Raw genomic sequence first — 15,013 nt, forward strand, 5'->3', positions numbered from 1 at the left:
GGGGGGGGGGGGGGGGGGGGGGGGGGTGGGGGGGGGGAAACAACCCCCCCCCCCGAAACTCTTTATTCCAATTATTGTATATTCATTTAAAATCATATAAAACACACAAATTTATCTATGCAGAAGATATTTTCTCTTGCTTTTCTTATGGCAGTATCTTGTATGAATGCCCAGAAATTAAAGAAAGAAAACGTTACAGGATTCTGGAAACTGAAAGAATCCGGGTTTTATGAAAATAAAAAGAAAGTGGTAAAAGAATTTGATAATTGCCGTCTGATGAGAAATTATGCCATCAGGGAAGACGGATATGCCATTTATAATTATGTAGAAGGGAAAACAGGTGACTGCAGCCCATCTGAACCAAGACTTTCTTTTTGGAGAATCGTAGAAAACAGAATTCAGTTTTATGTAGATGAGCAAAATATACTTGAAGAAGTGGAAGTGACCCTTAATCAGGATAACACAATGACTTTTTCAAGTTACATTCCCAATCCTATTAAAGTAAAAGGAGATGCTCTTGCTGAAAAAGTGGTAAACACCATCCACTACGATATCCTTGAGAAAAAATACTAACAGCCAACAGTAAACTTTTGATGTAATGAATTATGTAACGATAATCTATCTCCTTAATATTGTTCTGTATGCAATGTATTTCTTTACAAAAACTGGCGGAGAAACAGATTTTTCTGGTGTAGATTTTTTTATTTCAGGAATTTTATCTCTTTTTTTGATCTTTGCGGGATATCTGAATGCAAAAAAAGGAATGATCTACAGAACCGTTCTGTGTATGTTTTTTTTGAATGTTTTCTTATTCGCTTGTTCCGGTTTATTCGATCAGTTTGGAAGTCATTTTAATATTCTTTCTACAAATAATAGTGACAGTTTTATTTTTACATTGGCGCTCATTGTTTATAATGGATATCTTTTTCCTCTAACGATTAGTCTTGAGGGTTCTGGCCTTTCATTGATATTCCCGGTGGTATTATCTTTTATTCTGCCCTCATTGGGATATCTGATAGGGAAGAAGCTTCATCCAAATAAACAAAATCCCACTGAATTATAGTCATTGCGAACCGAAGGTGAAGCAAACCCAAAATTAAAAAATTATAAGTAGAAGTTTTTTTGAACACACAAAGGCGCTAAGATTTTTACAAACCATGTATATGTAAGACGCAAGGATTTTATCTTTGATAAAATTGTAAACTGCATATTCTTAACCTCTCACAGTTTTTACAAATTAGGCAGATTCTGATGAGAAAAAATGTTAAATCTCCGGAATGATCTCTGGGAAATTGATAATATTTCTTTGCTGAAAATCTTAGATTTTCTTGCGCCTTAAAATTGACGAAATGTATAAACTTTTGCGCCTTTGCGTTTCCCAACACTCAATATTTTTCGTATAAAAAAAGAACTGGAAAAAGCTTTAAGGCTGTTCCTGCTTCTGTGGTTGATTATTGGATGTAAAGAATTTCTGCTTACCAATCAACAGTTCAAAAAAAAGTCTGAAATCCGAAATTAAAGACCATAATGGATATTTAAAAGTAGCCGGTCTGTTTCTCTCAATCACTGCATGACTGAACCAGGCAAATCCATATCCGAAAATTGGAATATACCAGAGAAATCTTTCCTTTCCGGAACTGATCACATATCCTATGACGAAAAATATGAGCAGTGTTCCTATAAAATGAAAAATCCGGGTTCCTGTTTTACTGTGTTCAGTAAGGTAAAACAGATAAAATTCTCTGTAGGTTTTAATTCTTTCAGTCATGGTGGGTTAGTTTGTTGATTCTATTGAAGTTATAGCAATAATTCGGCCGATTTTTTTAGAGTGTAAAAAATAAGAAAGGCAAAATCGCAAATCAGTCTGTTCAAATGTTCGACTTTTTTGCCATTTTGCCTTTTCAAAGTTTTGCTGCTATTTTTTAGCTATTCTTTAATTCTTTTCCAAGTTTACTGTTTTTATATCCGTAGCAGAAATAAATAACCATACCGATCAGGAACCACATTCCGAACCAGAACCAGTTTTCATGGCTCATTCCTGTAAGTAGATACAGACATGAACTTAATCCAACCAATGGAATCAATGATAAGTTCTTGACAAAAGCTACTACACATAAGATCAGGTTGATGATAATAAAGAAGAAAATAGAGGCTCTGAATTCTCCTTCATTAGGATCTGACCAGTTCATCAGGTTGTCAAAAAACTCCGGTTGCCACTTATAGAAAGCCAGCAAACTACCAATGAAAACAACAGGGAAAATAATTTTACCATTCACATACGGAAGGTGAAATCTGCCTTTGATTTTCTCTTTGGCCGGAAGCATAAGTACCCCTGCACATACCAATACGAAAGCGAAAATAGTTCCGATACTCGTAAAATCCAGGATAAATGTTTTATCTGTGAATAGGATAGGAATACCAACTACAATTCCGGTAACAACAGTTGCGTAAGAAGGAGTTTTATATTTTGAATGTACCTTCTGGAATCTCTGAGGCATCAGTCCGTCACGGCTCATCGCATACCAGATTCTCGGCTGTCCCATCTGGAAAACCAATAATACAGTAGTAATGGCAACAATAGCAACGAAAGAAACGGTAAGTTCCATCCAGGCTACATTAGCATTTGTTTTTTCAAAGATGAATGAAAGCGGATCTCCTACGCCATCAAACTTTTTATAATCTACCATCCCTGTTAGTACAAGCGTTAGGGCAATATAAATTACCGTACACAGTACAAGAGAGATAATCATTCCTTTTGGTAAGGTCTTTTGTGGATCTTTAGTCTCTTCAGAAAGTACACTTAAGGCATCAAATCCGATATAAGCAAAGAATACTCCGGATACTGCACTCATTACTCCGGCAAAGCCGTTTGGCATAAAGGATGGTGTTCCTGTAGTAGGGCTTATTGGTGTCCAGTTTTCAGTATTGATATAAGAAAAACCAACCAGGATAACCAATATAATTACACCTAGCTTTAAGATAACCAGAGAGTTATTGAAGTTTTTACTTTCTTTTACTCCTACATAGCAAAGCCATGTAATCAAACCGTTGATAACCAATGCCGGAATGTCTACAATGAATTTCAAACTTCCAATCAATGGAGCTGTTTTCCAGGCATTTAACAGTTCTTTGTTTTCTGAACCATATTGAACTGCTTTTCTTGCTTCAGTATAGCTGCAGGTCAGATAATCAGGGATATGCATTCCGAGACGCCCTAAGAAACTGGTAAAATAGTCCGACCAGGAAAAGGCTACGTAAATATTTCCGAAAGAATATTCCATAATCAGGGCCCAGCCGATTATCCAGGCAATCAGCTCACCAAAACTCGCATAGGCATAGGTGTATGCAGAACCTGCGGTAGGAATTCTGCTGGCAAATTCAGCATAACATAAGGCAGTAAATCCACAGGCAAAACCGCAAATCAAATATAGAAGAATAACACCGGGACCACCTCTGAAAACGGCTTCTCCCAAACTGCTGAAACTCCCAGCTCCTATAATAGCCGCAATACCAAAAAATACAATGTCCCATACACCCAGGACTCTTAAAAGTCCCGTTGAAGTATCTGTATCTGAATAGATTTTTCTTCTAAAAAGTTGACTCATTCAATAACTATATTTGATTTGAAAAAAAGCAAATGTAATGATTTTTTATTTTGATGTTAACAGTTGTTAAGAACATTTAGGTAAAAATGCTCAAACAAAAGGTTTTAATCCTTATAAACAGGTATTTCCACATAGCTGTCATTATACCATTTTACCTCCAGAGGTTCCCCAGAATCTTTTATCGTTTCGTCACTTACATCCTTGCCTGTCCCATAATTGATCTGCCAGTTAGGGTTTTTATTCACCCCCACCAATAATAGGAGTTTACTTCCTCTTTCTATTTTTCTACTCATGAAATACGAGTTATTAATGGGAACCTGCTCCATTTTATTGGGTTCAAGAAGCTGTCTTATTTCATTGTTCTTTGCATAGCTGGCTCTCACAATATGAGTTGATAATAAAGATGATTTTCCGTCCGGCTGAATCTGGTATAGATAGGTGTCAGTATCAAAGTCTTTTTTATTGATGGAAACATTGAAGAATCCTGAAAGGTTTCCGCTGATGATCATATCCTTATCCAATATTTCACTTTCAAAAGCAATTGAAGTAGTCATTTTTATACTGTCTTTTTTACTGACTTTGTAGTAAATGTCTTTCTGATCCCTGTTTTTAAAATCAACAATTTGTTTTGTGAAATTTTGGGTATCCGGTTTATTAAACACAGATGAGGTGTTTTTCTTGTCCTGAAGATAGAATTTAACAGTGGAAGTATGCATTTTGTCAAGATCAGAAACATGTTTCCACGTATTGGTATTCATCACCTGAAAGTTAATTCTGTCTTTTAAAATTTCCGGTTTTTTGCCTCCTTTAAGAATATAATCAAACCATGAAAATGCAAGGTCATCGATACTTATTCTGGCTGCCGGATCAATAGGACTGCCATTCACATAAGTAAAGCCGAAACTCTGTGCTCCTCCATGATTATAGGGACCTATTACCAGATAATGGTCTGCATTTTTATTGTATTGATGATGCTGTTTAAAATAATACAGCGCGCCTATCTGATCATCATCATAATATCCGGTTGTTGTCAGAATTGGAATGTTGATTTTAGAGAAATCCTCTTTGTAAGGAACCATTTTCTGCCAGTACTGGTCATACCCCGGATGATCCAGCCACCGTTGAAAGATTTTGCTGGGTTTCCCGCTTATCGTGTCCAAAGACCTGAATGATTTTCCACTTTTATACCATTCTGTATTGATTAAATTCCATTTTGCGAAATTGCTAAAGTCTACTTCATCAGTAAGTTTATTGTTGGTAACATACTGTATCCACTGCAGCATATAACTCATAAATATATTATTCTGTGCCGGATAGTCTATCCCGATTCCTACTGCAACCTGCGGTACAATCGTCTTTAATGCAGGATGCAGTTTTTTAACAGCTGCCCACTGGCTGAAACCTAAATAGCTTCCACCAATCATTCCTACTTTTCCGTTGCACCATGGCTGTCTGCTTATCCAGTCTATTACCTCATAGACATCTTCCGACTCATGCTCAAAAGGATCATTTATATCCTTACTGTTTCTCTTGCCGCGGGTATTGACAACAACTCCTACGTAATTATAAGTAGCCGCTCTCTTTCCAAAAAATTCATCAAATGGACCCGCATAAATATTATTGGTAAGTATAACAGGAAGTGGGGAAGTGTTTTCCTTTTTTCTGACAATGGTAATCGTTAAGGTATTCCCGGTTTTTATCTTAAGATCTCTGGTTTCAATAATGAATCTTTCCTTATCCTTTGAAGCCAGCAATTTCATCACCTGAGGTTTGATACTTGAATATGTTTTATAGTTGAGATAACTTTTGCATAGTGAGAGAGCAGTTTTGTAATCAATACTATCTTTGTTCTTTTGCGCGTCCAGTATTTGATTCATTTGTTTTCTGGATTCTTTCACATTGCCGTCAACCGCAAGAGGTAATCTGGGAATCAGTTTTTCCGGAATGCTTTCATATTTTTGATTAAATGCCTTCTGAAGCGCATCAGAAAAAGAGAGGCTGCTTTCTTTTTGTGCCAGTTTAGCCATGCTGTACAATTCAAAGCCCATCAATCTATAGTCTCCCATATGATGATCGGCAAAGAGATTACGGTTTTCTGACAGAGAAGCCAACGAATTTTTATAATCCTGAGCTACCATTTGTAAACGGAAAAGATTGTCCAGAAGGTCGATCTTATTTTCCGGTTTGTACTTTGCAGACTGAAGTTGGGGGATCACTTGCAGAGCAAGTCCTGGCATCTGTTTTTCCAATATAAGAGAGTCTGTTACAGCTGTCTTTGGAAACTGAAACTTTTGTGCCTGCAGCAGGTTTACAAAAATTAATGCTAAAAGTATCTTAAATTTCATGTGATAGTGTGTTTATGGTATGTTTTTAGCTGCTGTTGAAAAAGTATCAACTTAAAATATGTTTTTGATAACTTATTATTGAAATTGTTTACATTTTATCAGACGAAAGTAGTAAATTTTATCATTGAATGGTGAGAAATTTTTCATCATTGCTAAATTGCTATTTAAACCTAATAAATCTGTTAAAACTTGCTTAAACAATAAGTTTTTAATATTTTCGTTAACTTATTTAGACTAATTTTCTTATATCAAGAAGAATGAAATCAAAAAAAATACTTTTAGCGGCTGCAGTAGTTTATTTCGGAATCTCCGATGCTCAGCAGTCCCAATATTTTACCCAGAAAGAAAATTACAGGTTTAATCTAGCCGAAAATCTTTATCAGACCAAAATATACAACGCTTCTCAATACGAATATGCAAGACAATATTTCTACAATCAGAACTTGTCTCGTTCGAAAAAAGAAGCTGCGCAGTTTTTTGATAATGTGATTGGCGTGATTCTTCAGAAAAATCATGCTGAAGAAGGATTAACCGCTTTCATGAAAGAATATCCGAATTCTGCTTATTTTGCACAGGCTAATCTTCCATTGGCAGATTACTACTTGGCAAAAAAAGATTTTGATAAAGCTTTGGAGACTTTGAAAAAAGTAAACCAGTATCAGCTTTCAAAAGAAGAGAATACACAGTATATTCTGAAGCTTGGGTATGCTAAATTCATGACAGGTGATTCTAAAGGAGCTATCGATGCCCTGGAGGAAGCTTATAAAACAGCTGATCAGTCTCAAAAAGGAGAAATCGCTTATATGTTGGGGCATTTATATTACAGCAACAGACAAAATGATAAAGCTTTCCAGTATTTTGATTCTATAAAAGATCAGGATAAGTTCTCAAAGCTGGTACGTCCTTATTATGTACAGATGTATTACAATGATAAGAACTACGATCAGGCAATTACGGAAGGAAATGCTTTGTTGAACGAAAATATTTCTGATTCTTATAAAGCAGAAGTTCATAAGATTATCGGGGAGAGTTATTTCATGAAGAATGATTATACGTCTGCTTATCCACATTTGAAAGATTATCTGAGTGTACAGCAGAATCCGTCTGAAAACGATTTGTATGAGATGGGATTTGTAGCTGCACAGCTAAAAAAATATGATGAGGCAGTTTCTTATTACAACCAGCTTCTGAACAGCAATTCAGCCCTGGCACAGAATGCTTACTACCAGTTGGGAAATGCTTATCTGGCAGTAGACAAAAAACAGGAAGCTCTTTCTGCATTCCGTTCTTCTTATCAGATGGATTATGATGCAAAAGTGAAAAAGCTGGCTCATGAGCAATATGCTAAATTAAGTTACGATATCGGAAACCCGTTTGAAAGTCCTTCTGCGGTAATCCAAAGTTATATCAATGACAATCAGAATGGAGCTAATGATTCAGAAATGAGATCATTATTGGTAAAATCATATCTGTATTCCGGAAACTATAAAGAAACTCTGAACGCTATTGACAGATTACAGAGTTCAACTCCTGAGATCAATAAAGTAGACCAGGAGGTTTCTTATTTATTGGGGACTGAAGAATTCAACAAAGGAAACTATGACGAGGCTGAAAAGTATTTCTTAAGAAGCCTTGGTTTCAATCTTAATAAAGAATTTAACAGCAGAGCTTTATATTGGCTGGCACAGGTGTATTACCAGAAAGGAAATTATCCGTCTGCCATTGTTCGTTATGAAAAGCTTCTGAACGAAAACTTCCCTGAAAAACAACAGCTTCCTTATGATTTAGGATATGCTTATTTTAAATCCAAGAAATTTGATCAGGCCGCTGCTTATTTCAAACAATATCTTACCAATCCGAAGCCGGAATTCAAAAATGATGCAGAACTTCGTCTGGCAGATATTCATTATGCCAATAATGATCTGAATGAAGCGATTGCCATCTATGATAAAAATGAAGATGCAACGGATTATACTTTGTACCAAAAAGCAATGGCTTTAGGATTCAAAGGAGATACTCAGGCGAAAATTACCAACCTTAAAAACCTTTTATCAAAATATCCGGATTCTGAATATTACGATGATGCTCAATACGAAATAGGAACAGCCTATGCTGCTCAGGATGATTTTACAAACTCCAATGATTATTTCGGAAAAGTGATTAAAGGATCTGCTGATAAAGATTTAATTGCTAATGCTTCAATCTACAGAGCACAGAATTATATTGATCAGAACCAGAATGATAAAGCACTTTCTGAGCTGAAATCTTTGGGTGAGCAGTATAAAAATACAGCATATGCCCAGAAAGTTGTTCAGGCGGCGAAACCTGTCTTCACGAAAAACGGAGATGTTTCAGGTTATGAAGCCTTCGCAAGAAATATTGGTGTCAATGTAGATGCTGCAGAAATTGATGAGATCAATCTGTCAACAGGTAAACAATTGTTTGCGAAGAAAGATTATAAGAATGCAATTTCTTATTACGAAAAGTATCTGACTCAGAACCCAACAGGGGAAGGATTGTACCAGGCGAAGTATGAATTGGGGGAAAGTTATTACCAAACTAATAATTCAACTAAAGCTTTACTTGTGCTTCAGGAAGTTGCTGGAATTCAGAATGATTACCAGGATGATGCACAAACTCGTTTAGCTCAAATCTTTATTGCACAAGGGAATACTGCAGAAGCGAAAAAGTACCTTGAGGGAATTAAAAACTCTTCCAATATCAGCATTAAAAATTATGCAAATGTTGAGCTGATGAAGCTGTATGCAGAAGAAAATAATTTCTCTGAAGCTGAAAAATTAGCCAATGCCGTAATTGCTAATTCTAAAAACTCGGCAGCTGTTATTGAAACTGCGAAAGTGATTAAAGCAAGAAGTCTGATGAACTCAGGAAAAGATAAAGATGCACAGTCTGCGTATGTTTCTCTTGAAAAATCATCCAACACTTCAGTAGCTGCAGAAGCTTTATATGCAAAAGCCTATTATCAGAACAAAGGGAAAGCGTTCAAATCTTCTAATGAGACGATCTTTAAGCTTGCCAATAACTATGCATCAGAAGAATTCTGGGGAGCAAAAGCTTTGGTATTGATGGCGAAAAACTATATCGGCCTGAAGGATAACTACCAGGCAAGTTATACATGTGATCAGATCATTGCGAACTATAAGGATTTCCCTGAAATTGTTGCAGAAGCAAAAGAAGTTAAAAAACAGATTAAGAAATAGGACATGAAGGTTTTTAAAATTGCTATTTATTCTTTCTTAGTTTCGGCTTCACTCTGGAGCTGCATTCCATCGTACAGTGCATATCCTAAAGAGTATAATCGCGCAAAAACTGACTTTCCGAAGCAAAAGGCTTTTGTAGTGAACAAAGAGCTTAAGAATGAATTTGAGATTTTAAAACATTCAGATATTTATGAAATTGTAGAAGACAGTACCCATGCAGCTAAAATAACACTGCATCCGATGCTTACCCGTACTCCTCCATGTGGAAATCCTATGATTGGGAGTATGCTTACAGTCGGGTTATTGCCTTCAGGATTTCCGTATGATATTTCTTACAGTTATGATGTAGCTGAGAACAGTACAACGAAAAATTATCAATACAAATTACAAGTTTATCAAAGCCTTTGGCTGTTTAATATATTCAGACTAGGGAGAACTTTTTCAAAACAGTCAGGGAAAGCTTTATTAGGCAATTATATTGCTTCCAATAAGTAAAACCCGTTATATATTTTTTTCAAATAAAGAAAATATGAACAAGAAGATTCAAATATTATCCATATTATTTTTAGGAATTTCGTCAGTGGCGTTTTCCCAGATCAAGGAGGAAAAACTGGTTCTTAACAAAAAAAGAGAGCCGGAAGTGAAGAAGATCGAGAAGAAGAAGACTTCTGTGGAAACCATTAAAAACTATCCGCCGGAAGAGAAATCGCAGACTCCTGTGAAATATACCATCACGGATGTTCCTGCTGTTTCTGATTTCAAAACTTCAACGATTCAGGGTGAGGATGTTGCTCCGAAATTTGACGGAACGGCTCAAAATAATTATTTCCAGTTCGGAATGGGTAATTACGGTAAAATCTTAGTAGATGGAAACATCTCCAAGACCCTTGAAAATAAATTTGAAGTGGGAGCGGATGTTCACGTTCTTTCTACTAATGGTCTTAAAAAAGAGTATGACTGGAAATCCGGACAGACTTCTGCTAATATTGGTGCTTTCCTGAACTCTTACGGAGAAAAAGGAAAATTCAATATCAATGCTGAATATGGTTTAGACAACTATAATTATTACGGGATCTATGCGATGCAGCCGACTGGTGAGCTTGATCTGAAGCAAAAAGTAAATCAGTTTAAAGTAAACGGATATTATGACTTTTATTCCAATGAAATCTTAAATGATGTAAGGGTAAAATCATCATTCCTTAAAGATCATTTTGATACTCAGGAAAACCAGGTTTCCATTCTTGCCAACTTTTCCAAGCATGCGGTAGAATTAGGAAAATCAGGAATCAATCTGAATGCTGATCTTGGAGTAGGATTGGATGCGGTGAAGACTGATTTTGCCATCAGAGATAAAAACTCTTCCAATTTCTTCAATACCAGCCTGACTCCGAAAGTGACGTTCAGAAAAGGTGATTCCTATTTAATGTTAGGTTCATCATTCTCTTTCCTGAATGTTAAAAACTCTAATGATCAGCTGGAACAGCAAAAAAATAATAAGACCTATTGGTTCCCGCAGGCAGAGTTTCAGTTTGCTGCAGCCAAAGAATTTAAATTCTATGGCGGGGTAGACGGAGGCCTGAAACTGAATACTTACGGAGATATGTTACAGACGAATCCATTCATCCTTTCTGATCAGTTTTTAAAGCCTACAGAGACCAAATATCACTTTTATGTAGGATTGAGAGGAGACATTGACGAAACGCTGAAATACGACTTCTCTGCAGGGTATGGAAAGATGAGAGATATTATGTTCTTTAAGGGCAATGGTCTTTTTGATAATACCTCTGTTGAACGTTCTGCCTATAACTTTGCCAATACATTCTCTGCGGTCTATGATGATGGAAATGTAAGCGATATCAAAGGGAGCGTGCAGTATTTCCCATTAGCAAACCTGATTTTAGATGGAGAATTAAGATTTACAAAGTATGATCTTAAGAATTACGACAATATTTATAACGTTCCATTGTTCAATGCGAGCATCGGGGCAAAATATACGATGCTTGACAAAAAACTATTGTTAGGATTTAAAGGAATCTTTGCAAGTGACAGAACGACAAACTCTTATGCCATTGAAGGAGTGGGATCTCCGGTAATCTACCAGTCTACGGAGAATACAAACGATAAAGTGGGTGGCTATGCTGATTTAAATCTTTCTGCAGAGTATAAAATTCACAAAAACTTCAGCGTTTTCGCACTCGGAAATAACCTTCTGAGCTCAAAATACCAGACGTACAAAGGCTATAAAGTCCTTGGTGCACAGATTTTGGGAGGAGTGAAAATTACATTCTAAACTTTAGGATATTTCAATAAAACAAAAACCTTACATTTCAGGATGTAAGGTTTTTTTATTACTTGTCTTTAGCAGTTGGTAAGACGTCATTCAATAAGGTAACCAGCATTTTTCCGGGTTCTTCCCAGGGAATTAAATGTGCTGAATTTTCAAACCAGATTCCTTTTTTTACAGGAGCTTTTACATTTTGTAACCATGCATTGGTGGGTTCAGAAGGGGTTGTATAATCGTGGCGTCCCATGAACATGAAAACGGGAATAGGGAAATTTTTTACGGTTTTGAAATCAACATTCAAAAACTCTGGTAAAAGTTTTTTCAATGTAAAAAGACTTCCGCCGCCAAGGGCATCAAGATCTTTTTCAGAATATTCTGAGAAGAGCAGAGGGGCCTGGAAATAATACCTTGAATTATTTCTGAAAGCCGTTAAACCACCATAATATTGCGGCCATTTCCTTGCAATAATAATTCTCTCCCGCGTAACCGGCTGATTTCCGGGATAGGGTGCAATGGATTTCAATTCTTTTATGGCAGTTTCATTTTTTAAACGGGTTGCTTCTTTTAAAGCAAACTCTACGCTTAAACGCTCATTATCTTTGGTATTGATAATCTGACCTATTCCAACATAGGAATAGAAGAGATCAGGTCTTTTTAAGGCAGCATTCATGGAAACAATCGTTCCCCAGCTGTGGCCCATCAATATCACTTTTTTCTTATTGTATTTTTTCTGAATATATTCCGTCAGCTGAATCACATCTTTTACATATTGGTCAATATGTATGGTTTTTCCCAAATTAACGGTATCATTAATAGCATAGGTTTTTCCTGCAGCTCTCTGATCATAATTAACGACTGTAAAATACTCTTCAATGGGTCTTTGAAACATCCACATAACCGGAGCTACAGGAGAGGCGGGCCCTCCGTGAACAAACAGTATAATTGGATTTTCTTTATTCTGTCCTCTTACATATACCTGCTGTTTTATACTTCCTATGGTAACAGGATAGCTTTCCTGAATCCCATTGGGGGAAACAATGGAGTCGAGATCTTTAATGATTTCTTTAGCTTTGGTATACTCATCATTGGATGGGGTATTCTGTGCAAAAAATACAGCTGTCCAGAAAAACAGAAAGGCTGATAATATTTTAATTCTCATAATTTTTGATCTTTGAAATGTGCTTTATATTTATGATATGAGTCTGAAGTTTATTTTGAATGTTACATATTTTATTTTTTAAACATCTGAACTTTAAATGTTTGCTCTTTTTCTTCATAATATTCCCCATTGATCCTGCTGCAAAAAGATAATCTACCTTATCAATGATTTTGTAATTAAACTTTTGCAGGCTTTATAAATTGTAAAAAAATCAGTATTTTCGCAGTCGAAATCATGACAATGGTATTTTGAGATTACTCATTACGTATTGTTTTATGAACACGGCTGCATAGTTTAATGGATAGAACTTCGGATTTCGGCTCCGACAGTGAGGGTTCGAATCCTTCTGCGGTCACTAAGCTCCTTTTTTAGGAGCTTTTTTGTTTACACACACACAAATATAGATTTTTAGCAAAAATATAGCCCCGATATCCGGAGCTTTTATGATTAGTTAATGGGGGAATAAAAATATGAGAACATATGTATACCAAACCCTCTCTTTGAGAAGATTTTTGTAATATCTGATAAATGTTAAATTAAAATATGAAATCCGTACACTGCGGGAAATTAAAATGGCTTCCCTAATGATTTGGTCTTATCTTATTCCTCGTTTTTAGGTTTAAAATTTCTTCCTACGCCTTGTCGCAGAAATGTAATTTTTCCCTGTGTTTTCTTTGCTTTTTCAAGGATTTCTAAGGCTTTAGTTCTCTCATTAACCTTACCTGCGTGTGTTATATTGTCCTGAAGATCATTTTTTTTCATATATCAATATAGTGATTTTTTTTTATAAAAACAAATAATTCAGGAGAGATTATGAAATACTTATTTTATCATATTAAATCTCTAATTGGATTAATAATGATATTTGGATCTAAACTATAATCTAAAAAATTAAAAATTTAAAGAAAATCTCAATACAGAAATTGAAATCAGTTAAAGATGGGAGGTTTGTTTACACCTGTACCATAATGTAAAATTGGATTTCATTACAAATGTCTATCGACAGGGTTTTGTGATGACATGGAAGATTTACATGATTGCTCTTGTGAGTGTGTTCCAAACAAAAAGTAAATAACAAAGCTTTCTCTTTGAGAGGGCTTTTTGTTATATTTGTGGAAACTAAATAATTATGGAAGAATTAAAAGATGAGATCGGAAAAGTTAAAGAAGGATTATCAAAAGTCATTTCTGATGCATCTGAGATTGTAATGGATCGTTTTAAAAATCCTTATATAATAGCTTTTTGTATTTCATGGATTGCCTTTAATTGGAAACCTATTGCTTTCTTTATTTTTTCAAAAGGAAATGTTGAGTATAAAATACTTACTATCAAACAGGAATATTCTGATATTTGGCACTACTTTTTTTATCCATTAGGATCCGCGATAATTTTTTTGTTTTTTATACCCTATTTAAATCTATTTAATGAATGGTTTTTGCAATTTTCTATTAAAAAAAGAGCGAGTTATATAAAAAATCAGGTAGTAGATAAATTAGAAAGAGAAAAAGACATAGCCATAGCAGAAGATAAAAAGCAAAAAGCAATTACTATTGCAAGGGAAGGCGAGATTCATAATGAATATGTCGATAAGCTTAACGAAAATATATCTAATTTGAATGAAACATTGGCTAATGAAAGACTAAAGCATTTAGATGAGGTTAAATCTCTACAAATAGAAAATCAGACATTAACAATAAATGTAATAGATGCTGAAAAAAAATATTCCAATGAAATAAATGCTATTAGAACAGATATAATAGCAAGGCAAGAGTTTGAAAAAGAACAAGGGGATGAATATAAAGCTTTGAAAAATGAGGTTGAAATTTTATCTAAAACATTAAGAGATAAGAATTATCAAATAGGGATATATGAATCATTGATAAAAGATGTTACAGTTAGTAATAGTCAAGTCTTTAGATTCCATGATGACAGAGGAGATGTTTTAAAATATGATTTGTTAGAATACCATAATATTTATGGTGTAATAACGTATTATAACTTATTAGAAAGAAGAATAATGTCAAATAATGAAGCTGAAGATCTAAAACTTCATTATAAATTTTCTTTAAAGTTGGATGAAAATGCGGCGTTGGTAGCAGTTGATAATATGATGAGTTTCATTACCGATGAAGAGCGATATGAAATCGAGAACAAGAGGAGATAATAATAAATACCCAATCCTTTACAAAGTTGGGTATAATTTTCGTCATTTACTGATTAAATAATTTTCATTTTTATTAAGTAATTGTTCCGCTTTCTCCTTCATTGTTGGCTGAGGATGCTGTTTGAAAATGAATCCGTTTCTATGCACCAGTGATGGTTTTGTCTTTGTGAACTGTCAGAAAGTTGTTCCATTTGCTTACTGGATAGTTTCTTTTTAATACCCGTTTGCTGTTCTT

At 35.1% G+C, this 15,013-nt stretch carries 11 protein-coding genes and 1 tRNA gene; 7 read left to right on the forward strand and 5 right to left on the reverse strand.

The genetic code is table 11. The features are described from left to right. The first annotated feature begins 117 nt into the window (after window positions 1-117). Both ACTJIP_RS10750 and ACTJIP_RS10755 read left to right on the forward strand, forming a co-directional pair. Complete coding sequence (locus ACTJIP_RS10750) at window positions 118-573, forward strand: lipocalin family protein (RefSeq protein ID WP_077416560.1); 456 nt, start codon at window positions 118-120, stop codon at window positions 571-573. A 25-nt stretch (window positions 574-598) separates the two neighbouring features. Further along, window positions 599-1,063, forward strand: coding sequence for a hypothetical protein (locus ACTJIP_RS10755; protein ID WP_440704562.1), 465 nt, complete (start codon window positions 599-601; stop codon window positions 1,061-1,063). Between the two features lie 360 nt (window positions 1,064-1,423). Here the strand turns inward: ACTJIP_RS10755 and ACTJIP_RS10760 are convergent, their stop codons facing one another. The 3 genes from ACTJIP_RS10760 to ACTJIP_RS10770 all read right to left on the reverse strand — a co-directional run bounded on the left by ACTJIP_RS10760 (window position 1,424) and on the right by ACTJIP_RS10770 (window position 5,950). Then, on the reverse strand, window positions 1,424-1,768 hold the full coding sequence (locus ACTJIP_RS10760; protein ID WP_219072849.1) for a DUF962 domain-containing protein: 345 nt from the start codon (window positions 1,766-1,768) through the stop codon (window positions 1,424-1,426). Window positions 1,769-1,922: 154 nt separating this feature from the next. Next, a complete protein-coding gene (locus ACTJIP_RS10765) occupies window positions 1,923-3,605 on the reverse strand; it encodes an APC family permease (protein WP_077416566.1) in 1,683 nt (560 codons plus the stop codon). 104 nt (window positions 3,606-3,709) lie between these two features. After that, window positions 3,710-5,950, reverse strand: a complete 2,241-nt coding sequence (locus ACTJIP_RS10770) for a CocE/NonD family hydrolase (protein WP_440704563.1) — start codon at window positions 5,948-5,950, stop codon at window positions 3,710-3,712. A gap of 257 nt (window positions 5,951-6,207) precedes the next feature. On the opposite strand from ACTJIP_RS10770, the gene ACTJIP_RS10775 reads away from it, so the two are divergent. Genes ACTJIP_RS10775 through ACTJIP_RS10785 form a run of 3 tightly spaced genes read left to right on the forward strand, consistent with a single transcriptional unit; the run spans window position 6,208 to window position 11,461 of the window. Further along, the gene (locus tag ACTJIP_RS10775) at window positions 6,208-9,171 is read left to right on the forward strand and encodes a tetratricopeptide repeat protein (protein WP_077416570.1); all 2,964 of its coding nucleotides are present in this window, start codon (window positions 6,208-6,210) and stop codon (window positions 9,169-9,171) included. A gap of 3 nt (window positions 9,172-9,174) precedes the next feature. Further along, window positions 9,175-9,666: a hypothetical protein gene (locus tag ACTJIP_RS10780; protein ID WP_440704564.1), complete on the forward strand. Its 492-nt coding sequence runs from the start codon at window positions 9,175-9,177 to the stop codon at window positions 9,664-9,666. A 34-nt stretch (window positions 9,667-9,700) separates the two neighbouring features. Further along, complete coding sequence (locus ACTJIP_RS10785) at window positions 9,701-11,461, forward strand: TonB-dependent receptor (RefSeq protein ID WP_440704565.1); 1,761 nt, start codon at window positions 9,701-9,703, stop codon at window positions 11,459-11,461. 58 nt (window positions 11,462-11,519) lie between these two features. Here ACTJIP_RS10785 and ACTJIP_RS10790 read toward each other — a convergent pair whose 3' ends face one another. Continuing rightward, entirely contained in the window at window positions 11,520-12,614 is a 1,095-nt protein-coding gene (locus tag ACTJIP_RS10790; protein WP_440704566.1) for an alpha/beta hydrolase, read from the reverse strand. 283 nt (window positions 12,615-12,897) lie between these two features. Between ACTJIP_RS10790 and ACTJIP_RS10795 the strand changes: the two genes are divergently transcribed. Continuing rightward, window positions 12,898-12,969: transfer RNA gene (locus tag ACTJIP_RS10795), tRNA-Arg, on the forward strand. Window positions 12,970-13,214: 245 nt separating this feature from the next. Here ACTJIP_RS10795 and ACTJIP_RS10800 read toward each other — a convergent pair. Then, window positions 13,215-13,376 (reverse strand): hypothetical protein, encoded by a 162-nt coding sequence (locus ACTJIP_RS10800; protein WP_156118919.1) that lies wholly within the window; start codon window positions 13,374-13,376, stop codon window positions 13,215-13,217. Between the two features lie 367 nt (window positions 13,377-13,743). Between ACTJIP_RS10800 and ACTJIP_RS10805 the strand changes: the two genes are divergently transcribed. After that, window positions 13,744-14,778 carry a hypothetical protein gene (locus tag ACTJIP_RS10805; protein WP_440704567.1) on the forward strand — a complete coding sequence of 345 codons (1,035 nt, stop codon included), beginning with the start codon at window positions 13,744-13,746 and terminating at the stop codon, window positions 14,776-14,778. Window positions 14,779-15,013: the final 235 nt, after the last annotated feature.

The sequence above is a fragment of the Chryseobacterium sp. 22543 genome, assembly GCF_052044565.1.
In the GTDB taxonomy this organism is placed as follows: Bacteria; Bacteroidota; Bacteroidia; order Flavobacteriales; family Weeksellaceae; genus Chryseobacterium.

Coding starts and splice junctions, on each gene's coding strand:
- ACTJIP_RS10750 (WP_077416560.1), top strand. CDS start 118: ATGCAGAAGATATTTTCTCTTGCTTTTCTTATGGCAGTATCTTGTATG.
- ACTJIP_RS10780 (WP_440704564.1), top strand. CDS start 9,175: ATGAAGGTTTTTAAAATTGCTATTTATTCTTTCTTAGTTTCGGCTTCA.
- ACTJIP_RS10760 (WP_219072849.1), bottom strand. CDS start 1,768: ATGACTGAAAGAATTAAAACCTACAGAGAATTTTATCTGTTTTACCTT.
- ACTJIP_RS10790 (WP_440704566.1), bottom strand. CDS start 12,614: ATGAGAATTAAAATATTATCAGCCTTTCTGTTTTTCTGGACAGCTGTA.
- ACTJIP_RS10805 (WP_440704567.1), top strand. CDS start 13,744: ATGGAAGAATTAAAAGATGAGATCGGAAAAGTTAAAGAAGGATTATCA.
- ACTJIP_RS10770 (WP_440704563.1), bottom strand. CDS start 5,950: ATGAAATTTAAGATACTTTTAGCATTAATTTTTGTAAACCTGCTGCAG.
- ACTJIP_RS10765 (WP_077416566.1), bottom strand. CDS start 3,605: ATGAGTCAACTTTTTAGAAGAAAAATCTATTCAGATACAGATACTTCA.
- ACTJIP_RS10755 (WP_440704562.1), top strand. CDS start 599: ATGAATTATGTAACGATAATCTATCTCCTTAATATTGTTCTGTATGCA.
- ACTJIP_RS10775 (WP_077416570.1), top strand. CDS start 6,208: ATGAAATCAAAAAAAATACTTTTAGCGGCTGCAGTAGTTTATTTCGGA.
- ACTJIP_RS10785 (WP_440704565.1), top strand. CDS start 9,701: ATGAACAAGAAGATTCAAATATTATCCATATTATTTTTAGGAATTTCG.
- ACTJIP_RS10800 (WP_156118919.1), bottom strand. CDS start 13,376: ATGAAAAAAAATGATCTTCAGGACAATATAACACACGCAGGTAAGGTT.